We start from the raw sequence: 22288 nt of genomic DNA on the forward strand, positions 1-22288 counted from the left end.
GAATGGGGTGTGGTGGATGGCGCGCGCTTAAAACTCGGTCTGCACGGCGCCGTCGTTGCCGGTGGCGGCCGGGCGGCGCGGGCCGTTGCCGGGCGCTTCGTCCATCTGCGCCTTGAAGGTGGCCAGCTCGTCCTGCGTCGCTTTCTGCGCCTTTTCCGCGGCATCGAGGCGCTTGAGGGCATCGGCATAGTTGTCGTTGGCGGTGACGACGTGGCCGGCCAGCGCATGCACCGCTTCGCTGATGTCGGCGAACTGCGCGGCGTCGCTGCCGGATTTATTCGAAAAGCGCGACAGCAGGTTTTTCACGGCATCGGCCAGCTTGATGCCCTGCGGCTCGTCAAATTCCAGCGTCACCTCGACGGCAGAAGTAAACAGGTTGGTGCTTTGCAGCTTGCGGCCGGCGGAGAATTTCAGCGCCTCGGTGCCCAGACTGGCGGGGCTGTCGGTGACGCCCAGGCCGACCAGGTAGGGCTGCGACGAGTCGGCAAAGTCGGGCTGAATTTCGAGGCTGGTGTACAGCTTCTGTTTTGCCTTGTTGATGGCCACCAGTTCCGGCGTGGGTTCGATCTGCGCGAACAGGGCCAGTTTCTTGCCGCTGTCGGTGTCCACTTCCTCGGCCTTGACGGCGATCACGTCGCCGTAAGCCTTGAACTGGCTATCGGGCAGGATGCCGCGAATGTGTTCCAGCCAGATGCGCGCGCCGTAGGTCTTCGGGTTGTAGGTGGCGGCGATCTGCTCGATGGTGGTGCGGTCGATGTTGCGGCCGTCCGTGGTGGCGCCTTCGGTGGCGACGCGGAAGAATTTCGATTTGGACATGGTGGGCGTTCTCGGTTGATCGGATAACGCCATGGTCAACGTCTTGGCGCTGCGATTCAATGCGCTGCGGGTTGCTATGGGCCATAGCGACTTTTGCCTTTCCCCGTTCCGCGCGCGCGCGGCCTACGCTGGCGGCATGCTAGTCATTGAACAAAAACCCGAAGAGAAAATCGCCGAACTGGCCGTACCAGAATCCGAGCCGCGCCGCGCCGCGCGCGCCCTGTACTGGAAGGGCTGGCGCATTTCGTCCATCGCCCGCCACCTGGGCATCAAGCGCAGCACCATCAATAGCTGGAAAGAGCGCGACGAGTGGGACAAGGCCCAGGCCATCGAGCACGTCGAGGCGTCGGCCGAGCTGCGCCTGGTGAAATTGATCGAAAAGGAGGTCAAGAGCGGCAGCGATTACAAGGAAATTGACTTGCTGGCGCGCACCATCGTGCAGATGGCGCGCGTGCGCCGCTACGAGCAGCCGGGCGGCAACGAGGTCGATCTCAACCCCAAGCTGGCGAACCGCAATGCAGGGCCGAAGAAGAAGCCCACGCGCAACGATTTCAGCGAAGAACAGAAAATCCAGCTGCTCGACGCTTTCCAGGAATCGCTGTTCGACTATCAAAAGGTCTGGTATCGCAACGGCGACCAGCGCACGCGCGCCATTTTGAAGTCGCGCCAGATCGGCGCCACCTGGTACTTCGCGCGCGAAGCGCTGGCCGACGCCATGGCCACGGGCCGCAATCAAATCTTCCTGTCCGCCTCCAAGAGCCAGGCCCACGTCTTCAAGCAATACATCGTGCAGTTCGCCCGCGAGGCGGCCGGCATCGAGCTGACGGGCGACCCCATCGTGCTGCCGAACGGCGCGCACCTGTACTTCCTGGGTACCAATGCGCGCACTGCGCAGGGCTATCACGGCAATTTCTACTTCGATGAATTCTTTTGGACCCAGAATTTCCAGGAGTTGAACAAGGTGGCCTCGGGCATGGCCATCCACAAGAAATGGCGCAAGACCTACTTTTCAACGCCATCCTCGACCACGCACCAGGCTTACCCGTTCTGGACGGGCGAGCTGTTCAACAAGCGCCGCGCCAAGGCCGACCAGGTGAACATCGACGTGAGCCACGCCCGCCTGTCGTCGGGATTTACGGGCGAGGACAAGATCTGGCGCCAGATCGTCACCATCCTGGACGCCGAGCGCGGCGGCTGCAACCTGTTCGACATCGACGAGCTGCGCAACTTCGAATACAGCCCGGACCAGTTCGACAACCTGCTGATGTGCAATTTCATCGACGACTCGGCCTCGGTCTTTCCGCTGGGCGATCTGCAGCGCTGTATGGTCGATTCCTGGGTTGACTGGGACGACTACAAGCCGTTGTTGATGGCGCATCGCCCGTTCGGCAACCGGCCTGTGTGGATCGGCTACGACCCGGCCTTGAACGGCGACAGCGCCGGCTGCGTCGTGCTGGCACCACCCATGACGGCAGGCGGCAAGTTCCGCATCCTGGAGCGCCACCAGTGGCGCGGTAAGGACTTCAAGGACCATGCGGAAGAAATCCGCCTCATGACCCAGCGCTACAACGTTGAATACATCGGCATCGATACCACGGGCATGGGCATCGGTGTCTTCCCCATCGTGCGCATGTTCTTCCCGGCGGTCACGGCCATCAACTATTCGCCCGAAGTCAAAACGCGCATGGTCTTGAAGGCGAAAAACATCATCAGCCGCGCGCGGCTGGAATTCGACGCCGGCTGGACCGACATCGCGCAATCGTTCATGGCCATCCGCAAGACCCTCACCCCCAGCGGGCGCAACGTCACCTACGTGGCGGGGCGCACCGATGAAACCGGCCACGCCGATCTGGCGTGGGCCTGCATGCACGCCCTCGATCACGAGCCATTCGAAGGCACGACCGACAACAACCAATCTTTCATGGAGATTTATTCTTGAGCAAAGCACGACACTTGCGCGCGCGCGGCCGCCAGGCCCAGGGCGCGCCATCAACAGCGGCCACAGCGCCGGCCGCCGCCGGCATCGAGGCGTTTTCTTTCGGCGACCCCACGCCCGTGCTCGAGCACGCCGACATTCTCGACTGCTTCGAATGTTGGAAGAACGGCCACTGGTATGAGCCGCCCGTCAACCTGGCCGGCCTGGCCAAGTCCTTCAACGCCGGCGTGCACCATAGCAGCGCGATCCACTTCAAGGCCAACGTGCTGGCGTCCACCCTGATCCCCAGCAAGTACCTGTCGCGCGACGCTTTTAAACGCATGGCCCTGGATTTCCTGACGTTTGGCAATGCCTACCTGGAAGACCGGCCCAGCCGCAGCGGCAAGGCGCTGGCGTACCAGCACGCCCTGGCCAAGTACATGCGGCGCGGCGTCGATCTGGATACCTACTTTTTCGTGAACGGCTACCAGGCCGTGCACCAGTTCGACAAGGGCCGCGTGTTCCACCTGATGGAACCGGACGTGAACCAGGAGCTGTACGGCGTGCCGCAGTACCTGAGCGCCTTGCAATCGGCCTGGCTCAACGAGGCGGCTACTTTGTTCCGCCGCAAGTACTACAAGAACGGTTCGCACGCCGGTTTCGTCTTCTACATGACAGACGCCGCCGCCAACACCCAGGACGTGGACAACCTGCGCCAGGCCATGCGCGACAGCAAGGGGCCGGGCAACTTCCGCAACCTGTTCATGTACGCGCCGAACGGCAAGAAGGACGGCATCCAGATTCTGCCGGTGTCGGACGTGGCCGCCAAGGACGAGTTTTTCAACATCAAGAGCGTGACGCGTGACGACCAGCTGGCCGCGCACCGCGTGCCGCCGCAGCTCATGGGCATCCTGCCGAACAATGCCGGCGGCTTCGGCGCCGTCGAGCCGGCCGCGCGCGTCTTCGCGCGCAATGAGCTGGTGCCGTTGCAGGCGCAGTTCATGGCGATCAACGAGTGGGCCGGCGTGGAAGTGGTGCGTTTCGCCCCGTATGACCTGGCCACGGGCGGGGAGGGCGCGGCATGAGCGACCACATCGACAACACGGACAAGATCATCTTCGCCGAGGTGGCGCGCGGCCTGGCTGCCGTACGCGGCCGGCCCGCCTTGGTGGCGCATGGCTGCTGCCACTATTGCGACGAGGCGCTGGCGCCCGCGCTGCTGTTCTGTGACGTGGATTGCCGCGACGATTACGACAAGGAGCAGGCGGCCAAGGCGCGCGCCGGCCGCCCAGGATGACCGTCCTGCCGCGATAACTGGCGGGGTGGGGCCGCGACAACCCAGCCGCGCCGGAGCGCCCCAGCCACCGCACAAGCCGCCCACGAGGCGGCTTTTTCACGCCCTGATGATTGATGTTGCTCTAGATGCAAGAAAAAGCCCCATTTCGGCCCGGCGCGCGCAGTTGTCCCCCCTCCACACCTGCCCGCTATATAGGGCTCTTTTGACTCAAATTTGCGCCATGGCCGAAGGCGCATGAGGGCTGGCGCGGCGGGGCGAAGAGGGGGCATGCGATTTGACGCATTTTGACGCACTTTGAGGGGTTTTTCGTGCGGGTGGTGTGGCGACGTGGGAACGGCGTTGTTTTGGGAAAGACATGCTTTGTCCCTGCTGCCATTGAGGGCTAAATCAGTTGTATTGGAATGCCTCGTTTCAGGCATTTTCGACCCTATGCTCCTCCCCTTAAGAATCCCAGGAGCACGGTGAGCACGTTAGCACGGAGTACAGGATAACGGGAGCACACAAAATTTTTGTAGGTTATTGATAAATATGGAATAAATTATTTTATATGCGCCATATCGCGCAATTCAGCCTGGTAAATTGGGTTATTTCGCTGTTCTCACTACATTGTGATGTTGATTTGGTCGTGTGAACTGCGCGATGTAATGTGCGTATTGCCTCGTTGATATTTCCTTTCTCGTAGTGGATGATGGCAACATTGATCAGAAAGAGGCAATCATGTTGAATACGAAACAATCCAATGCTGTCCGCCTTAAGATGTCCGAGCGTGCTCAGCAACAATTGGAGCTACATTTTCCAGGTTGGGCTGAACCTTGGATTTGGAGTCGCAAGCGCGACAACGGATTTATCACTATACCGCGCATTCTGCCAGTTGCTATGCAAGCCATAGATGCTTGTTCAAAGGGCACTCCAGCGGGACATACTTTGTTCTGCTTGTGGGCTCGATCACCAGACCACGTCTTGGTAACAGTTGAAAATCCAGCATCTTTTGCAGCTGAGGCAGGTTTTCAAGGCGAGCGCGCTGTTGATACTTGGCGTAAGCGAATGAAGGTACTGCGCGACTTGCAATTTATATTTACGAAGAAGGGGGCGAGCGGAGAGTTTCACCATGTTTTGTTGATGAATCCTATCGCGTCGCTGGAGCGTCTTTATCAATCTGGACGTGTACAGACAGAGCTGTATAGCCGTTTTCTTGATCGTCTGGCAGACACCGGCGCTCATAACCAGTTGACTGCATTTCAGGACGTTTGGGCGGCCGAGCGTGCAAAGGCTGCGGCTGCTGCGCCAACATCAGCTGTACCCGCTCCTCCTGTCCCTACTGTGCCGCCAGCGCCTACAGCGTAAATGTGAAGAATTTAGGCCAAAAATGCGAATGGCCCACCGAAGTGGGCCATTCTAACTCTCTTGTCCCTGGGGGGAGGCATTGCCAACAAGTCCCAGAAATCACAACCAAATTATATACAACATCAGCTTCGTTGTACAACCACATTTTGTAGAATGCCATAGGATATGCCACTTTCGCCGCAACAAACAGCCTCTATCGCAGCCGCCCTTTCGCCAGTTCGTCTCGGGACTTACCTCAATGCAACTGGCTTCGGGGCAGGTGCAACGGCCTTAGATATTTATGTCTGGAACGCATTGGCTTCCGGGGCTCTATTTTCATCCCTACACATCTGCGAGGTTGTTGTTCGAAATGCAGTATCACATGCCCTCGACCTTAAGTACGGTACGAACTGGCCTTGGGACAGTGGTTTTGAACGTACACTCAATGCATGGTCGAGAGCCGAATTGCAACGCGCACGGGGTCGCATTCGATTAGGTTCACCAGGGAAAGTTGTCGCAGAGTTAAAATTTGCCTTTTGGTGCAAAATGTTTACGGCTGGACAAGATCAGCACATTTGGAATGCATTTTTGCATACGGTGTTCCCTTTTACTCCTTACCCGCTAAGTGTCGCTGGGGCTCGCACACAATTGTATGAGGACATGGAGGCACTTCGCTTGATCCGTAATCGGATAGCACACCATGAGTCGATAATCAATTATCCGTTGGCAGTATGCCAATCACGCGTCATCCGTCTCATCAATCTTCGTTGCGAAGAAACGCAACAATGGCATGCGCTTTGGGAGACTTTGAGTGCTGTTTTGGCTGCACGTCCTTGAATATGGTTGCAATTGCGGGAGGAGGGGCAAGAGAGTCGCTGTCGATGTTGTGTAGCTTGCACTTGGAGCCGACTTGTGGAGTGGGTAGCCTTCAATCATCTTAAGCGCTGCTGTCCTTAATTTGCTCCTCAAACTCAAAAAACTCCGCATGGATTCTCGTTTGTACGGCTGCTATAATGTCACCTTTGCGGAGCAGAAACGGGTCGCAAGCCCGCATGGCTGTTGAGTTCCTTGTCGAGCTTCCCAAGCTTACGACGAGGGTTCGATTCCCTTCACCCGCTCCATTTTTCGCTGGCGCCTGGCTTGATGCGGCGCAGCCACTTATTTCTCCATTCCCATGTCTTCTGATACCCCAGCAAACGGCCCGGCGCGGCCGATGATGTACGATCCGACCGAACACCGCATCCGCAGTTTCGTGACCCGCGCGGGACGGCTTTCCGTGGCGCAGGCGCGCGCGCTCGAGACCCTGGGCCCGCAGTTCCTGTTGCCTTTCGCCAAAGAACCGATGGATTTCGAGCAGGTGTTCGGCCGCAAGGCGCCCGTCATCCTGGAAATCGGCTTCGGCATGGGCGCGACGACCGCGCATATCGCCAAAGCCATGCCGGAGAAGGATTTCATCGGCGTCGAAGTGCATACGCCTGGTGTCGGCAGTCTGTTGAAGCTGATCGGTGAAGAGTCGCTGACGAATCTGCGCCTGCTGCAGCACGATGCCGTGGAAGTGCTCACGCACATGATTCCCGCCAATTCGCTGGCCGGTATCCACGTTTTCTTCCCCGATCCATGGCACAAGGCGCGCCATAACAAGCGCCGCCTGATCCAGTCGCCGTTCGTCAAGCAATTGACCGATCGCCTGGCGCCGGGCGGCTATCTGCATTGCGCCACCGATTGGGAAGATTACGCGGTGCAAATGCTGGAAGTACTGGGCGCCGAGCCGCAGTTGCACAATAGCGCCGATGGCTATGCGCCGCAGCCGGCGTATCGTCCTCTGACCAAGTTTGAAAACCGTGGCTTGAAGCTGGGCCATGGCGTGTGGGATCTGGTGTTCATCAAGAAATAACCTGGCGGTTTGCCCACCCGTGCCGTTTGCACGAGAACAAGCCTGCCGCGGCGACGCCGCAGGCTTTTTTTAATGCGCGCTAGTGCGCTGGCTAGGCAAGGCGGGGGAATTACGGTAGTCTTATCTTTTTTGCATTGATTGATATTATGTCCAAGAAAATACTCGTGACCGGCGCATCCGGTTTCATCGGCTCGCATACCTGTGTCGAATTGCTGGCTGCCGGCTTTGAGGTCGTTGCGGTGGATAACCTGTGTAATAGCGCGCGCGAAGCGATGGCGCGCGTGGAGCGCATTTCCGGCAAAAGCGTACCCTTCTATGCAGCGGATGTGCGCGACCGCGCGGCCATGGCCGCCGTCCTGCGCGAGCACGCCATCGATGCCGTGATCCATTTCGCGGGCTTGAAGGCGGTGGGCGAATCCGTGGCGCAGCCACTGATGTATATGGACAACAATGTCACGGGCACCGTGGCCTTGCTGGAAGTGCTGGCGGCGGCGAACGTGAAGCGTTTTGTGTTCAGCTCGTCGGCCACCGTGTATGGCGACCCGGAAGCCTTGCCGATCCTGGAAACGTCGCGCCTGTCCGTGACCAACCCGTACGGCCGCTCGAAGCTGATGGTCGAGCAGATCCTGGCGGATCTCGTGCATGCTGATGCCCAGTGGCAAGTCGGCGTGTTGCGCTACTTCAATCCGGTCGGTGCGCATGCCAGCGGCTTGATCGGCGAAGATCCGGCCGGCATCCCGAACAACCTGATGCCGTTCATCGCCCAGGTGGCCGTGGGCCGGCGCGAACGCCTGGCGGTCTTCGGCAACGACTACGCCACGCCGGATGGCACGGGCGTGCGCGACTATATCCACGTGGTCGACCTGGCGCTGGGCCACGTGGCCGCGTTGAACCGCCTGTTTGCCACCGAGGGTGGCTTTACCGTCAACCTGGGCACGGGCCACGGTTACAGCGTGCTCGACACCGTTCGCGCCTTCGAAGCCGCCAGCGGCCGCCAGGTACCGTACGACATCGTGTCGCGCCGCCCCGGCGACATCGCCAGTTGCTACGCCTCGGCCGACAAGGCGAAGGAACTGCTGGGCTGGCAAGCACAGAAAAACATCGACGACATGTGCCGCGACCACTGGCGCTGGCAGCACCAGAATCCGCAAGGCTACGCAGCGTAAACAAGTCCGCAGATACAAAAAATCCCGCTCACACGCAAGTGTGGCGGGATTTTTTTAGAGCGCCATCAACCCAATGGCGTCAAAGGTAGCAATGGCGCCTGAAAAATGTCGGGGGCTAGGCACGGCAACAACGCCCCGGGCATTTTCTCAGGCAGCCATTAAGGGTACAGGCCGCGCACTTCGCGAGCTTGCAGCACGCGCGTGCACGCCAGGATGAAGGTCGCGGTACGCATCGACACTTTCTTCTCTTGCGACACTTGCCATACGGCGTCGAACGCTTCGCGCATGATGCGGGTCAGGCGGCTGTTGATTTCTTCTTCCGTCCAGAAGAAGCTCGAGAAGTTCTGCGCCCATTCGAAGTAGCTGACGGTCACGCCGCCGGCGTTGGCCAGCACGTCCGGCACGATCAGCACGCCGCGGTCCGTCAGGATGTCGTCCGCTGCCGGCAGAGTCGGGCCATTGGCGCCTTCCAGGATGATCTTGGCGCGAATGACTTGAGCGCGTTCAGCCGTGATCTGCTGTTCCAGCGCGGCCGGGATCAGGATGTCGCAATCGATGCCCCAGAAATCTTCGCGTGGCACGAATGCCTCGGCGCCCGGGAAGCCTTCGACGCTGCCCACTTCGGCCACGTGTGCCAGCAGTTGCGGGATGTTCAAGCCGCCAGCGTGCACGACGGTGGTCTTGTGGTCTTGTACCGCCACCACTTTCGAGCCGGCTTCAGCGAACATGCGTGCAGCGACGCCGCCCACGTTGCCGAAACCTTGCACGATGACTTTCGCGCCTTCGAGCGACATGCCGACCTTGGCGGCCGCATCGCAACCGACGACGAACACGCCGCGGCCCGTCGCATCGCGGCGGCCCAGGCTGCCGCCCAGCGAGATTGGCTTGCCCGTCACCACGCCGGTCGACATATTGCCACCGATCATGGCATAGCTGTCCATCATCCACGCCATGACTTGCTCATTCGTGTTGACGTCCGGCGCCGGGATATCCTTGTTTGGTCCGATGATCATGCTGATCTCGCTCGTGTAGCGGCGGGTCAGACGTTGCAGTTCGTTGCGCGACAGGGTCTTCGGATCGACACGGATACCGCCCTTGGCGCCGCCGTATGGCACGTTGACGGCTGCATTCTTGACCGTCATCCAGGCCGACAGGGCCATCACTTCCGACAGGGTCACGTCCTGGTGGAAGCGCACGCCGCCCTTGCCCGGGCCGCGCGACAGATTGTGCTGCACGCGGTAGCCTTCGTAGTGGGCAATGGTGCCGTCATCGCGCTCGATAGGCACGTCGACCGTCAGGATGCGCTTTGGACGCTTCAGCGTTTCCACCCAGCGCGACAGGTTGCCCAGGTACGGCGTAACGCGGTCGATCTGCTCGAGGTAGACGCCCCATGGGCCAAGGTCTTCAGGATTCAGGTAGGAAGGAAGTGCGTGCTTGCTGGTCATGCTTGATAAGCTCCTGGACAATACGAATACGTTAGAGGCACAGCCGATATGCAGCTGCGCGCAGCGGAACCGCATCGTAGGCGATAGCCTCATGCCCCGGCCAATGCTTTGTGCGCATCCGGTTATGCATTTATTGCATAGTTGTGTTGCCAGGATTGCCAGTCAGGACTGGGTGGCCTCGGTGGCGCGTTTGCGGCGCTTGCCCATGCGCGCCTTGCCATCCTGCGACTGCACCAGGTATTGCCACAGGCTTTCGACGATCTGTTTGCCTGGACGCAGGCTGGACGGGCGTTCACGGTACAAACGGATTTCCAGCTCGATTTCCCAGCCTGGCGCGCCGCCATCGGCGCGCGCCAGGTGTTTGTATTTGACGTCGCGCATGACGGCCGATTCGGGCAGGAAGGCGATGCCGCGGCCTTCCAGCGCCATCATCTTCAAGCCTTCGGCCATGTCCGTTTCATAGCAGGTTTCCAGGAACAGCGGCGCCTTGGCGTCGGCCACCAGCAATTCCACCATGCGCCCCAGGTAGGCGTTGCTGGTGTAGGAAAGGAAGGGCAGCGGCTCCTTGGCGCTGCCGGGCAGGACGAAGTCCGGCACCTTGTCCTGGCCGCAGCGCGCATAGGCGCGCAGGGTTTCGCGGCCCATCACCAGCATGTCGTAGCGGCCCGGGTCTAGCTGCACCGGCTGGCGCGGATGGTGATAGCACAGCAGCAGGTCGCAGCCGCCGTCGACCAGCTGCAGCACGGCGTCGTGCACGTTCAGGGCCATCAGGCGGCTGTTGATCGGCGCAAAACCTTCTTCCAGCGCCGTCAGCCATTTCGGCATGAAGGTCAGCGACAGGGTATGCGGCACGGCGAAATCCACGCTCGTTTGCGTGGCCGCGCGCTTGCCGCGCAACAGGGCGCGCACGCCGTTGATTTGCCCCAGCATTTCCAGCGCCTGCTCGTAGAACACGGCGCCGGCCGGCGTCAGTCGCGTCGGGTAGGACGTGCGGTCGACCAGGTCGATGCCGAGCCAGTTTTCCAGCGACTGGATGCGCCGCGAGAAGGCCGGCTGGGTGACGTGGCGCAGGGCCGCGGAACGGCTGAAGTTATGCGTTTCAGCGAGCGAGATGAAGTCTTCCAGCCATTTGGTTTCCATCGCGGCAGCGTTCTCTTATCAAGGACAAGGGCAAAGTGTGGTGGTCAGGGCGTATCGGGCGATGCCGCCGGCTGGTAGAGGGCGGCGGGCAGGCCGAAGAAGGACGGCGGACCCAGGGTCGTGCCGTCGAGCGAGCCGCCCGCATTCAAGGCCTTGTTGATGGCCGACAGCAGGGAGCTGCGGCTGGCCAGGTTTTGTATCAGCGCGCGCGGGCCGTTGTGGAAGGTATGCTGGGCGATATCCGCGGCGACGACAAAGATCGGTTCGCGGCGCATGGGAAACTCCACCCATTCGCCGTCCTCGTCCTGGGCGCAGAAGGTATGGGGCAGGGTCATGTTTTCGGCGCCGGGAAGGTGCGACGCCAGCACCAGGCCGAAGGCTTCCGGCACCACGTCGGCCAGGCGGCGCACGGTGAGATCGTCCTGCACCAGTAACCGTACTTGCGCTTCCACCTCGTCTTCGGCATCGGGCTGGGCGCCGAGAATTTTCACGGCCTGATAGATCAGGTCGGACGAGAGTGCTTCCATCAAATCTTCCATTAAATCATCTCCAGGATCATGGCGACGATTTCGTCGCCGTACGAGGCCAGTTTTTTCTCGCCCACGCCGCTCACGCCGCGCATCTGCTCGAGCGAGGTGGGTTTGGCCTTGGCGATTTCGCGCAGAGTGGCATCGACAAAAATGACGTAGGCCGGCACGTTGTGCGTGCGTGCCGTCTCCACGCGCCACCAGCGCAGCTTGTCGAAGATGGCCTGTTCGCTGGTCGACAGATCCGTCTCGACATAGCCCTTCGCCACGCTGGTGCTGCGCTTGCTGGTTTTCACCGGTTTCTGGTATTGGCGCAGCTGCACCTTCTGGCCGCCCTTGAGCACGGGGCGCGAGGCGTCCGTCAATTTCAGCGAGCTGTATTGTTCATGGTCGACCGAGACGAGGCCCAACGCGATGGCCTGGCGCAGAATCGATTTCCATTCCGCTTCGCCCAGGTCCGAGCCGATGCCGAAGACGGACAGTGCATCGTGGTGCCAGGTCTTGATGCGTTCCGATTCCACGCCGCGCAGCACGTCGATCACGTGGCCGCCGGCGAAGCGCTGGTCGACGCGGTAGATGGCCGACAGCAGTTTTTGCACGGGTACGGTGCCGTCGAACGAGATTGGTGGCACCAGGCAGGTGTCGCAATTGCCGCACGGCGAAGCCGGTTCGCCGAAGTATTCGAGCAATCGCATGCGGCGGCAGCTCAGCGTTTCGCACAGGCCCAGCATGGCGTCGAGTTTGACGCCCAGCACGCGCTTGAAGGTGTCGTCCGCCTCCGATTCGTCGATCATGCGCCGCTGCAGCACCACGTCCTGCAAGCCGTACGCCATCCAGGCATTGGCGGCCATGCCGTCGCGGCCCGCGCGCCCCGTTTCCTGGTAATAGCCCTCGATGCTTTTCGGTAGATCCAGGTGGGCGACGAAACGCACGTCGGGCTTGTCGATGCCCATGCCGAAGGCGATGGTGGCGACCATGACGATGTTTTCTTCGCGCAGGAAGCGCGCCTGGTTGGCGCTGCGCTTCGCGTACTCCATGCCGGCGTGATAGGGCAGGGCGCGGATGCCGCTCTGGTTCAGAAATTCCGCCGTCTCCTCGACTTTTTTACGCGACAGGCAGTAGACGATGCCGCAGTCGCCCGCGTGTTCCGTGTTGATGAAGTCGAGCAACTGCTTGCGGCCATTCGCCTTTTCCACGATCTGGTAGCGGATGTTCGGGCGGTCGAAGGACGAGACGAACTGGCGCGCGTCTTCCAGCTGCAGGCGCAGGGCGATTTCGGCGCGCGTCTGCGGATCGGCCGTGGCCGTGAGCGCGATGCGCGGCACGTCCGGAAACTGCTCGTGCAGCACCGACAGCTTGATGTATTCGGGGCGGAAGTCGTGGCCCCACTGGGCCACGCAGTGTGCCTCATCGATGGCGAACAGGGAGATCTTCGAGGCCTGGAACAGGTCCAGGCAACGCTGCGTCATCAGGCGTTCTGGCGCCACGTAGACGACGTCGATGCCGCCCGTGCGCACCAGGCGCTCGATGCGGCTCGCTTCCTCGTAGGTTTGCGTGGAATTGAGGAAGGCGGCACGCACGCCGACTTCTTCCAGCGCGTCCACCTGGTCCTGCATCAGCGCGATCAGCGGCGAGACGACGACGCCCACGCCATCGCGCAGCAGGGCGGGAATCTGGTAGCACAGCGATTTGCCGCCGCCCGTAGGCATCAGCACCAGCGCGTCGCCGCCATGGCTGACGTGGTCGACGATATCGGCTTGCTGGCCACGGAAGGCCGGGTAGCCGAAAACCGTTTGCAGCAGGTGCAGCGCGCGCTGGTTAAGATCTTGATTCATAGTGCCTTATTCTGCCCAAACAACCCAGCCGTAGTGGGCGCTGGCCAACACCAGCAAGCCGAACACAATGCGGTACCAGGCAAAAAACGTGAAGTCGTGCGAGCTGATGTAGCGCAGCAGCCAGCGCACGCACAGGAAGGCGGAAATGAAGGCGGCCACGGTGCCCAGGCCGAACAGGGGCACGTCGGTGGCCGACAGGATGTCGCGCGCTTTGTACAGCGAGTAGAAGGTGGCCGCGAACAAGGTCGGGATGGCCAGGAAGAACGAGAATTCGGTGGCTGTCTTGCGCGACAGGCCCAGCAGCATGCCGCCGATGATGGTCGAGCCGGAACGGCTGGTGCCAGGGATCAGCGCGAATGCCTGCGCGCAGCCCACTTTCAGGGCGTCAAACGGCGTCATTTCATCGACCGAGTTGACGCGCACGGTGACGGGATTGGTGCGTGCGCGGCGCTCCACCAGCAAGATGATGATGCCGCCGATGATGAAGGCCATGGCGACCGGTACTGGCTTGAACAGCGCATGCTTGATCATCTTGCCGATGGCCAGGCCGATGACGGCCAGTGGAATGAAGGCGATGGCCACGTTCAGCACGAATTTGCGCGACTTGACTTCGGTGCCGAAGGTGGACAGCACGCTGCCGATGCGCTGGCGGTATTCCCAGCACACGGCCAGGATGGCACCGGCCTGGATGGCGATCTCGAAGACGTCCATGACTTCTTTCGAGACATCCTTGGTAAAGTCGAGCAGACTGCCGGCCAGGATCAGATGTCCCGTGGACGAAATCGGCAAGAATTCGGTAAAACCTTCGACCAGCCCCATGATGATGGCTTTTAACGCAAGAATGAGATCCATAGATGTATAAAAGGGTATAAGTACGGGTATAAGTGACAGGATGGGGTGACCGCGTGGCGCCAGCAATGTGCGCGGGGTCGAAGCTTACCATGCCGCAGGCCCGCGGACCTTATTTGGACGCAGTTGGGCGGCGCTTTTTTAGCGCCGTCCGCCAGGCGAGGGAGGCTTCAGGAAGCCTGTTTTGCCGGCGCCACCAGGCGCGCGCTGGCCGCCACCAGCAGCAGGGCGGCGCCCAGCATGGCGAAGGCGATGTTCAGGCTGGTGGCGTGGGCGACGAAGCCGATCACGGCCGGGCCGGCCAGGATGCCCGCGTAGCCGATGGTGGTGATGGCCGCCACGGCCAGGCTGGCCGGCATGGCATGCTGGTTGCCCGCCGCCGTGAACAGGATGGGCACGATATTCGCCGCGCCCAGGCCGATCAGCACGAAGCCAAGCATGGCCAGGCTGGCGTGCGGCGCCAGCACGGCCAGGAAAAAGCCTGTCGCTGCGCACAAGCCGCCAAAAGTGAGCACACGCTTTCCGCCAAAGTGGCTAACCACCTTGTCGCCGGTGAAACGGCCCACCGTCATGGCGATGGCGAAGGCGGCGTAGCCGAGGCCGCCCTTGGCTTCTTCCACGCCGCGCGTGGTGGTAAGGAACAGGGCGCTCCAGTCGAGGATGGCGCCTTCGGCCAGGAAGACGATAAAGCACAACAGGCCAATGAAAATGACGGCGCCATGCGGCATGACGAACAGCGGCGTCTTTTCGCCGGAGGCGGACGCCGTCGGCAGCAGATGGCCTTGCGCCGCACCCAGCACGCCGCACAGCAGCAGCATCACCACCACGCAGGACCAGGCCGGCGTCAGGCCCAGCCACAACAGCAGGGCCATGCAGGCCGCACCGGCGAAGCCGCCCACGCTGAACAGCGCATGAAAGCCCGACATCATGGCGCCGCCGTTGGCTTTTTCGATGATCACGGCCTGGATATTGATGGCCACGTCGAACGTGCCCATGGCCGCGCCGAACACCAGCAGCACCAGGCCCAGTTGCAGCGGCGTGGCGGCCAGCGCCAGGCCGGGCAGGATGGCGGTCAGGAGCAGGCCGGCGCCGACGATGACCTTGCGGCAGCCGAAGCGTGCCGTGAGCATGCCCGTAAACGGCATTGCGCACAGCGAGCCGGCGCCCAGGCACAGCAGCAAAATGCCGAGGGTGGCTTCATCGAGGCCCAGGCGCGACTTGGCGTAGGGAACCAAGGGCGCCCAGGCGGCCATGCCGAGGCCGGCGGCGAAGAAGACCAGGCGCGTGGCGCGTTGTTGCAGGGTGCCGGTGAGATGCATGGGGGAGCTTTTCAAAGTCGGGGTGGATAAAATCAGGCGCGGGCGCGCAACACTTGTACGCCCAGCCGTTCAAAGGCGGCCACGTGGGCAGCGTCGGCATCGGCTTCCAGCACCAGGTGCTGCAGCAAGCCCGTGGCCAATACGCCAAAGGGTGCGGCGGTGCCCAGCTTGTCGCTGGTGACGGCCACGACCACCGCCTTGCTGGCGCCGGCGATGCTGCGCTTGAATTCCGCCTCGTCGTAATTGAAGGCCGTTACCCCCGCGTCCGCATCGGCGCCGCAAGCGCCGAGGAAGCACAGGTCGGGATGCATGCGCTCGACGGTGCGCAGCGCCTGCGGTCCCAGGCTGGCGCCGGCGCGGCGGTCGACCCTGCCGCCAGCCATGATCAACTCGATTTCCGGGCGTTCCATCAGGGCCATGGCAATGGCTGGTGCGTTGGTGATGACAGTGAGCGCTAACTCTGGCAGGGCGCTGGCGATGGCCAGGTTGGTCGAGCCCGCATCGAGAAACAGCACCTGTCCCGCGCGCAGGAGGGAGACGGCGGCCTGCGCCAGGCGCGCCTTGCGTTCCGGCGCTTCCTGCTTGCGCTGGCTCAAGGTGCCGCCGTCCGGCGCCAGCGGCAAGGCGCCGCCATACACGCGCTGGCACAGGCCGGCCGCAGCCATCTCGCGCAGATCGCGCCGTATCGTATCTTCGGATACGTCGAGCTGGCGCGCCAGGTCCAGCGCCAGCACGCGACCGTCGGCATGCAATTGTTGCTGGATCAGCGCGTGGCGTTGTTTGAGGAGCAGGGTGGCGGACATGGTGAACCTGTAAACGTGCAAGAATGTGCATGAATATACGCAAACGTGCAAACAGAGTCAAGCGTACGCAGGTTTCAGTCAAATATTGCCGAAAAGATATAAATTCTGTTGGTGTTGTAAAAAACAAAATAAAATAAGGGAAGCCATGTTTTCAAGTACCTCTTTCAAGGCAAGTTTGTCGGGCCGCGCCCTGCGCCGCAGTGGATGGTTGATCCTGGGCATGATGATCGTGTTGAATGCGCTGCATTGGATGCGTCATGGCACGCTGGGCTGGAGCGATGTACGCGATTCCGTGTGCCTGCTGCTGATCTATCTGGGGATTGCCACCTTGCTGGAATACAAGCGGCAGCGCGACGCCGAGGAAGCGGAAGACGCGCGCTAAGCGCGACGCAAGCAGGGACGCCGTACGCGTCGCAGCTCAGGGCGCCGTCAGCCGTTCCAGTTCGGCCAGCCAGTGCACCGCGTGTTCGCGGCTGTCGCCGCACATCTCCTCGGATGGCTGCAAGCCGCCGCAAAACGCGGGCCGTTCCGGCTGGCCAAAGATCTTGCAACGGTTGTCATCGGCCAGCTGCACGCAGCGCACGCCCGCCGGTTTTCCCTCCGGCATGCCGGGAATCGGGCTGGTGATGGACGGTGCGGTGCAGCAGGCGCCGCACGAGGGACGGCATGCCAGGGTGGCAGATGGTGACATGGGAGTTCAGACGGGCGGGTGAGGAGCCGACAGTATAGCAAGCCGGCTCCCATGTGTTGCCCGGGCGCGTTCAGCGCACGATGCTGACGCGCTTGCCCGATAAAGTGCGGCGGGCCGGATCGCCATGCACGGTGATGCGGCCGGAACCGCTGGCGCGGGCGTTGACTTCATTCTGGACGCTGACGTCGATGTCGCCGGAGCCGTTGCTCGCCAGATAGGCAACGTCGCTGCGCAGCGACGCCAGGTTGACATCGCCCGAGCCATTCACGTTGGCGTCCAGGCGCTGCACGGCGCCGTTGGCGCTGATGCTGCCCGAGCCGTTGACGGCCACGTTGATGCGTTCGCCGTGCACGCTGCCCAGCTGGATGCTGCCGGAACCGTTCTGCACCGCGTCCGTGTTGCCGCTGGCGAGGGCCGCCGCGTTGATGCTGCCCGAGCCATTGTTGGCCACGTCGAAGCGTCCCGTCGTGCCCGACAATTCGCTCTTCATCGACCCGCGCTGTTCCAGGCTGAAATCGTCGCCATTCAGGCCGCTGACCACCAGGCGGCCCGAGCCGGAGATGTTGATCTTCCTCAATTGTGGCGTCGTATAGATGACATGGATGCCATTGCTGCTGCGAATGTTCGTGTCGCTCCACAGGCGCAGCGTATTGCCGTTTACGTCGCTATGGATCAGCGGTTGCAGATTGCTGTCCGCTTCGATCACCAGCGATGCCGTCGGGCCGACGCGCACGTCGATCTTGATGTCGATGCGCTTCATGTTGTCGATGTCGAGCGCGCTGATGGTGCTGACCTGGCGCACGTCGCGGCTCACTTGCCCATTGCCCTGGCTGACATTGCTGCTGGAATCGGCATAGCGTACTTCGCCATCGTTGGGGTTGATGACGATGGCGCAACCGCCAAGGGCAACGGCACAGCACAGGGCCAGCAAGATACGCATGGTGTTTCCTTTATGATTGTTTTAGTTCGGGACAAGAAAAGAGCCGGCTGCCGCGCCGCGGCTGCCGTGCTGTCGATGAGAAGATAGCAAAGCGGTGCGCTGGCTGGCAGGGAAATGCGACGAACTGCGTAAAACGCGGGGTGAACTGCAGGCGCGTGCGCCTGACGTGGTGCCGTCCGCCTTAAAAGCTGAGCAGGAAACAGGCGCCGGCGCCGACGGGCCGCGCATGGCGCAAGGTGCCGCCGTTGGCATGGGCCAGGTGGCGCACCAGGGCCAGGCCGATGCCGCGCCCTTGCTTCCTGGTCGAGAAAAATGGCATGAAGATGTGCGCGGCCAGCGTATCGGGCACGCCATGGCCATTGTCGCGCACTTCGATGCGCAGGCGCGCACCCCGGCTCAGGCGGGCGCTGACCGTGACGCGCGGCGCGGCAATCCCCTGCGTGGCTTCGGCGGCATTCTTGAGCAGATTGATCAGCGCCTGTTCCAGCTGGCCTGCATCGATCCGCACTTCCAGCGATGCCGGTTCGACGGAAAATTCCGCCCTGCCGCCGCGCGCCTGCCAGGCTGGCGCCAGCAGCGCTTCCAGGCGCTGGAACAGTTGTTCCAGGCGCACCGCTTCGGGTTGCGGCGCGGGCACGCTGGACAGGCTACGGTAGCTGGCCACGAAGTCGGCCAGGCTGGCGGCGCGGCGGGCGATGGCGTCGAGCGCCGTCGCCAGGTCGGCATGGGTGTCGTGCGGCAGCAGGGGGCGCACGTCCGCCAGCAGGTCGCAGGCCGTGCGGGACAGCGAGGCGACTGGCGTCAGCGAATTCATGATTTCATGCGTCAGCACTTGCACCAGGTCGCGCCAGGCGTTGAGCGCCTCGGCTTCCAGTTCGCTTTCCACGGGCATCAGCGCGGCCAGGTGCTGCGGCGCGCCTTGCACGGTCAGCGCCGCAACGGCCACGAGCGCCCGTTCCACGCCTCGCTCCGTGTCAAAACTGAGCAGGCGGCGCTGGCCGGGCGGCTGCGCCGCCAGCAGTTGCTGCCACCGTTGCGGTTCGCTCGCATGTCCGGGCGCCAGCTGGCGCCGTGCGCTTGCATTGAGGGGCGTTACCTTGCGTTCCTCGGCGTCGTTCCGGATGCGGAACAGGGCGATGGGCGCGTGTTCGAGACAGGCTTCGAGTGCCCTCAGCGACTCTTCATCGGACGTAGGCGACGGCGCCGCCGTCACGGCCGTTGCCATTGTCGACTCCTGGCGCGACAGGCGCGGCGCGAGGCGTGTCAGGCAGCGGGACAGCAGCCACGCCGGCGCTATCGACAGCAGCAGGCACAATACGCTCAGGCGCGGCGACGCCAGCGCGACAAAATACCCGGCGCCGCCGGCCAGCGCCAGCATGGCGGCGATGCTGGCGCTGGCCGTCGTCTTGAGGCTGCGCTCAGATGCCATGTTTGTTCAGCTTGCGGTACAGGGCGGCGCGGCTGATGCCCAGCGCCTTGGCCGCATGGCTGATATTGCCGTCGACCTGCTCCAGCGTGCGGTGGATGGCATCGCGTTCCAGCGCGCCCAGCGTCTGACGTGCGTGGGCGGGTGCGACGGGCGCCGCTGGCGCCTGGCCGGCGCCGTCGAACAGGCCGAAATCGCCGCGCGTGTAGTGCGCTTCGCTCCCCAGGATGACGGCCCGTTCGCAGGCATGGCGCAGCGCGCGCACATTGCCAGGCCAGTCATGCTGCTGCAGGTAGTCGAGCGCCTCGGCCGCGGGCGCGCGCGCAGGGCGTTGGTACTGGCTTTCGTAGTGTGCCAGGTAGTGCCGCAGCAGCATGGCGATATCCTCGCGGCGCGCCCGCAGCGGCGGCACGCGCAGCACGATGGTATTGAGGCGGAACAGCAGGTCGGGCCGGAACACGGCCGGATCGAACAGCCGCGCTTCATCGACATTGGTGGCGCTGAGGATGCGCACGTCGATCGCTTCCGGACGGTCGGCGCCGAGCGGCGTCACTTCGCGCCGTTCCAGCGCCGTCAACAGCTTCGCTTGCGCCGCCAGCGGCAGGTTGCCGATTTCATCGAGAAAGAGCGAGCCGCCGCGCGCCGCCTGGAAGCGCCCTGCGCGTTCATGCCTGGCGTCGGTGAACGCGCCCTTGCGGTGGCCGAACATTTCGCTTTCGAAGGTTGTCTCCGGTACGGCGCCCATGTCCACCGGCAGCAGGGGGCCGGCGGCGCGGCGCGAGGCCTGGTGCAGCGCGCGCGCCACCAGTTCCTTGCCGACGCCGTTTTCACCGAGCACCATCACGTTTGCCTCGGTGGGACCGACGCTGGCGACCATCGCACGCAACTCACGCATGGCCGGGGAGTCGCCCATCAGGTCCGGTGCTGCCGTGCCTGGCGAGGCCATGCCGGCGCGGCGCGCCAGCGCCTGTTCCACGGCGGCGGCCAGGCGCGCGTTGTCCCAGGGCTTGGTGATGAAATCGCCGGCACCGCGCTGCAGCGCCGCCACGGCCAGCGGCACGTCGGCATACGCCGTCATGGCGATCACACAAGGCGGCCGTGGCAGCGCGCGCAGCAGGTCGAGCAAGGCCAGGCCTTGTGCGCCATCGGTCTGGCCGGGCTGGAAATTGAGGTCGAGCAGCACCACGTCGGGCACGGCCCGGGCCAGCAGCGCGGGCAGCCCCGCCGGGTCGCACAGCGTATCGACCTGGCCGTCGCGGTAGCGCCGCCGCAGCAGCAGCTGTGCGGCACAGGCGACATCGATATCGTCGTCGAGGATCAGGACGTGGGCTGCGGTGTGGGCCATGGAGAGCATAGTGAGCGTCGGTCAGTGGCGCATTCTAGCAGCCGCGCAGGGGGCGTGGCAGCTGCTGCGGGCATGCCCGTTTGCCGGTGCTGTGCGCTTGCGAACAGCCGCTGTCCGGAAATGGACACTGCGGGACACCGCGCCGCACCGCCGGTGCCGGCGCGCGGCTGCAGGGCGCCTGTCCGCGTGGCGCCTGCCGCTGGCACGCTGCTTGCTGATGCAGGGACAAGACCAGTGCGAAAGACGTGAAAATAAATATGCATGCTCCCCGATCTTCGATCCCCCCTTTGCCGGCCAGCGGCGCCGCCATGGATACGCGCGTGCCGCGCAGCCGGCGCAAGCTGGTCGCCGCCGGCCTGGCGGGCGTGTTGCTGCTGGCCGCGCTTGCCGCCGCCGGGTGGTGGGCCATGCCGCGCGGCTTGCAGGTGCCTGCCGCCGAATTGCGCATCGGTATCGCAGAGCGCGGCATTTTCCTCGATGAAGTGGTGGTGCGCGCCAGCGCCGAGCCGCTGCATTCCGTGCTCCTCGATTCGGTCGAGTCGGGCCGCATCGACGAGGTGCTTGCCAGTGACGGCGCGCTGGTCAGGAAGGGCCAGCTGCTGTTCCGCATCTCCAATCCGCAGCGCAACCTGGAACTGCTGGCCCGCAAGGCCGAACATGCACAGCAGATTTTCAACTTGTCCAACTTGCGCGTGGCGCAGCAGGCCAGCGCCAGCGAGCACCAGCGCCGCCTGGACGATCTGGCGTTTGCGCTGCAGCAGGGCGGCAAGCAGCATGCGCGCCATGTCAGGCTGGCGGCGCAGGGCTTCATTTCCAGCGTGGCGCTGGAGGAGTCGGCCGACAGCCTGCTGCAGCAGCAGCGCGCGCTGGCGCAGGAACAGCAGGCGGCGCAGGCCGAAGCGCGGGTGCGCCGCGATGCGGCCAGCCAGCTTGAGGCGTCCATCGCGGGCCTCAGTTCGGGCCTGCTGCTGGTCGGCGCCACGGTCGATGCCCTGGCCGTGCGCGCGCCGTCCGCCGGCCGGCTGACGGACTTCCGGCTGCAGGTGGGCGAGTCGATTGCGACGGGCAAGAATGTGGGCCGCATTGACGACCCAGTGCGCTACAAGCTGTCGGCCAGGGTGGACGAGTTTTACCTGAACCGCATGGCGGCGGGACGGCAAGCCAGCATCGTCCAGGATGGCCGCGCTTACGCGCTGAGCGTGCAGACGATTTATCCGCAGATCAAGGAGGGCCGCTTCACGGTGGAGCTGGTGTTCACGCACGGACAGCCGCCCGTGCTCAATCCGGGACAAAGCCTCGATGCGCAGATCACCCTGGGCGAGCCGGCTGCCGCGCTGCTGCTGCCGAACGGCGCCTTCGTCAACGACAGCGGCGGCGCCTGGGTCTACGTGCTCGATGCGTCCGGCGGCCAGGCGCAGCGGCGCGCGGTGCGTATCGGCCGGCGCAACAACAGCCAGCTCGAAGTGCTGCAAGGGCTGCAGGCAGGCGAACGCGTGATCCTGTCCGCCTACGCCGCCTATGGAAATTCCCCCAGATTGCACATAAGCCGGTAAATTC

The 22288-nt window shown here is 63.1% G+C and carries 21 protein-coding genes; 9 read left to right on the forward strand and 12 right to left on the reverse strand.

Annotation, left to right across the window (positions count from 1 at the left end):
* Positions 1-27 precede the first annotated feature (27 nt).
* Positions 28-816: a GPO family capsid scaffolding protein gene (locus OX459_RS00195; protein WP_289903246.1), complete on the reverse strand. Its 789-nt coding sequence runs from the start codon at positions 814-816 to the stop codon at positions 28-30.
* A 136-nt stretch (positions 817-952) separates the two neighbouring features.
* On the opposite strand from OX459_RS00195, the gene OX459_RS00200 reads away from it, so the two are divergent.
* The 7 genes from OX459_RS00200 (at position 953) to galE (ending at position 8411) form a co-directional block, all read left to right on the forward strand.
* Positions 953-2755, forward strand: a complete 1803-nt coding sequence (locus OX459_RS00200) for a terminase ATPase subunit family protein (protein ID WP_289903248.1) — start codon at positions 953-955, stop codon at positions 2753-2755.
* A 14-nt stretch (positions 2756-2769) separates the two neighbouring features.
* Positions 2770-3816 (forward strand): phage portal protein, encoded by a 1047-nt coding sequence (locus tag OX459_RS00205; RefSeq protein ID WP_289904799.1) that lies wholly within the window; start codon positions 2770-2772, stop codon positions 3814-3816.
* The gene (locus OX459_RS00210) at positions 3813-4028 is read left to right on the forward strand and encodes a hypothetical protein (RefSeq protein ID WP_287770852.1); all 216 of its coding nucleotides are present in this window, start codon (positions 3813-3815) and stop codon (positions 4026-4028) included. The genes OX459_RS00205 and OX459_RS00210 overlap by 4 nt, the downstream gene beginning before the upstream one ends.
* A 717-nt stretch (positions 4029-4745) precedes the next feature.
* Positions 4746-5372 (forward strand): hypothetical protein, encoded by a 627-nt coding sequence (locus OX459_RS00215; protein WP_289903252.1) that lies wholly within the window; start codon positions 4746-4748, stop codon positions 5370-5372.
* A 165-nt stretch (positions 5373-5537) separates the two neighbouring features.
* Entirely contained in the window at positions 5538-6188 is a 651-nt protein-coding gene (locus tag OX459_RS00220; RefSeq protein WP_289903254.1) for a hypothetical protein, read from the forward strand.
* 376 nt (positions 6189-6564) lie between these two features.
* Positions 6565-7245, forward strand: coding sequence for a tRNA (guanosine(46)-N7)-methyltransferase TrmB (gene trmB, locus OX459_RS00225; RefSeq protein WP_099394995.1), 681 nt, complete (start codon positions 6565-6567; stop codon positions 7243-7245).
* A 146-nt stretch (positions 7246-7391) separates the two neighbouring features.
* Positions 7392-8411 carry a UDP-glucose 4-epimerase GalE gene (gene galE / locus OX459_RS00230; RefSeq protein ID WP_289903255.1) on the forward strand — a complete coding sequence of 340 codons (1020 nt, stop codon included), beginning with the start codon at positions 7392-7394 and terminating at the stop codon, positions 8409-8411.
* A 158-nt stretch (positions 8412-8569) separates the two neighbouring features.
* Here the strand turns inward: galE and OX459_RS00235 are convergent, their stop codons facing one another.
* The 7 genes from OX459_RS00235 to OX459_RS00265 all read right to left on the reverse strand — a co-directional run bounded on the left by OX459_RS00235 (position 8570) and on the right by OX459_RS00265 (position 16329).
* On the reverse strand, positions 8570-9856 hold the full coding sequence (locus OX459_RS00235; RefSeq protein WP_034785857.1) for a Glu/Leu/Phe/Val dehydrogenase: 1287 nt from the start codon (positions 9854-9856) through the stop codon (positions 8570-8572).
* Positions 9857-10018: 162 nt separating this feature from the next.
* Complete coding sequence (locus tag OX459_RS00240) at positions 10019-10996, reverse strand: LysR family transcriptional regulator (RefSeq protein ID WP_034785859.1); 978 nt, start codon at positions 10994-10996, stop codon at positions 10019-10021.
* 44 nt (positions 10997-11040) lie between these two features.
* Positions 11041-11523 carry a hypothetical protein gene (locus OX459_RS00245; protein ID WP_289903258.1) on the reverse strand — a complete coding sequence of 161 codons (483 nt, stop codon included), beginning with the start codon at positions 11521-11523 and terminating at the stop codon, positions 11041-11043.
* Between the two features lie 11 nt (positions 11524-11534).
* A complete protein-coding gene (gene recQ / locus OX459_RS00250; RefSeq protein WP_289903259.1) occupies positions 11535-13358 on the reverse strand; it encodes a DNA helicase RecQ in 1824 nt (607 codons plus the stop codon).
* A 6-nt stretch (positions 13359-13364) separates the two neighbouring features.
* Positions 13365-14210 (reverse strand): undecaprenyl-diphosphate phosphatase, encoded by an 846-nt coding sequence (locus OX459_RS00255; RefSeq protein ID WP_289903260.1) that lies wholly within the window; start codon positions 14208-14210, stop codon positions 13365-13367.
* Positions 14211-14377: 167 nt separating this feature from the next.
* A complete protein-coding gene (locus tag OX459_RS00260) occupies positions 14378-15526 on the reverse strand; it encodes an MFS transporter (RefSeq protein ID WP_289903261.1) in 1149 nt (382 codons plus the stop codon).
* A 32-nt stretch (positions 15527-15558) separates the two neighbouring features.
* A complete protein-coding gene (locus tag OX459_RS00265) occupies positions 15559-16329 on the reverse strand; it encodes a DeoR/GlpR family DNA-binding transcription regulator (RefSeq protein WP_289903262.1) in 771 nt (256 codons plus the stop codon).
* Positions 16330-16474: 145 nt separating this feature from the next.
* Between OX459_RS00265 and OX459_RS00270 the strand changes: the two genes are divergently transcribed.
* A complete protein-coding gene (locus OX459_RS00270; protein ID WP_289903263.1) occupies positions 16475-16711 on the forward strand; it encodes a hypothetical protein in 237 nt (78 codons plus the stop codon).
* A gap of 36 nt (positions 16712-16747) precedes the next feature.
* Here OX459_RS00270 and OX459_RS00275 read toward each other — a convergent pair whose 3' ends face one another.
* The 4 genes from OX459_RS00275 to OX459_RS00290 all read right to left on the reverse strand — a co-directional run bounded on the left by OX459_RS00275 (position 16748) and on the right by OX459_RS00290 (position 20731).
* Positions 16748-17020 (reverse strand): YkgJ family cysteine cluster protein, encoded by a 273-nt coding sequence (locus OX459_RS00275; protein ID WP_289903266.1) that lies wholly within the window; start codon positions 17018-17020, stop codon positions 16748-16750.
* 70 nt (positions 17021-17090) lie between these two features.
* Positions 17091-17960 carry a head GIN domain-containing protein gene (locus tag OX459_RS00280; RefSeq protein ID WP_289903267.1) on the reverse strand — a complete coding sequence of 290 codons (870 nt, stop codon included), beginning with the start codon at positions 17958-17960 and terminating at the stop codon, positions 17091-17093.
* Positions 17961-18141: 181 nt separating this feature from the next.
* The gene (locus tag OX459_RS00285) at positions 18142-19389 is read right to left on the reverse strand and encodes an ATP-binding protein (RefSeq protein WP_289903269.1); all 1248 of its coding nucleotides are present in this window, start codon (positions 19387-19389) and stop codon (positions 18142-18144) included.
* Entirely contained in the window at positions 19379-20731 is a 1353-nt protein-coding gene (locus OX459_RS00290) for a sigma-54 dependent transcriptional regulator (protein ID WP_289903270.1), read from the reverse strand. Before OX459_RS00290 ends, OX459_RS00285 begins: the two co-directional genes overlap by 11 nt.
* Positions 20732-20988: 257 nt before the next feature.
* Here OX459_RS00290 and OX459_RS00295 point away from each other — a divergent pair, with 257 nt between their 5' ends.
* Entirely contained in the window at positions 20989-22284 is a 1296-nt protein-coding gene (locus OX459_RS00295) for an efflux RND transporter periplasmic adaptor subunit (protein ID WP_289903272.1), read from the forward strand.
* Positions 22285-22288 lie beyond the last annotated feature (4 nt).

Origin of the sequence: Janthinobacterium sp. SUN026, assembly GCF_030397625.1 — a bacterium.
GTDB lineage: Bacteria > Pseudomonadota > Gammaproteobacteria > Burkholderiales > Burkholderiaceae_D > Janthinobacterium > Janthinobacterium kumbetense.